This is a genomic window from Psychrobacter sp. TB55-MNA-CIBAN-0194 (assembly GCF_040309505.1).
GTDB classification, from domain to species: domain Bacteria; phylum Pseudomonadota; class Gammaproteobacteria; order Pseudomonadales; family Moraxellaceae; genus Psychrobacter; species Psychrobacter fozii.
This window is the reverse complement of sequence record NZ_JBEOOW010000609.1, coordinates 1-249: the sequence shown is the minus strand read 5'-3', so window position 1 is coordinate 249 and position 249 is coordinate 1. Positions and strand designations below refer to the sequence as shown.

1 protein-coding gene is annotated in these 249 nt (G+C 46.2%); it reads right to left on the bottom strand.

The genetic code is table 11. From position 1 onward, the window contains the following. A partial coding sequence (locus AAEY75_RS16465; protein ID WP_352260232.1) for a cation:proton antiporter domain-containing protein occupies positions 1-249 on the bottom strand: 249 nt, incomplete at both ends.

Here is a 249-nt window from a genome sequence, read left to right as displayed (position 1 = left end):
CAATGAGGTTTAGGGTGTTTGCCAGCTCAGGTTGCAAGACATTTTGAGCGGTGGCCACACTGAACAAAACAAATGCAAATTCACCGCCTTGAGCAAGAGTAACCCCTAACCTGATACTGGTTGGCCAGCGATTGCCAGATATTTTTGCGATAGCGGTGACCACACTGAACTTGATAAACATCAATGCCATCGCACAGCCGATAATAAAGATGGGCTTGGCCAAAATGAGTTTGACATCAGTCAGCATTC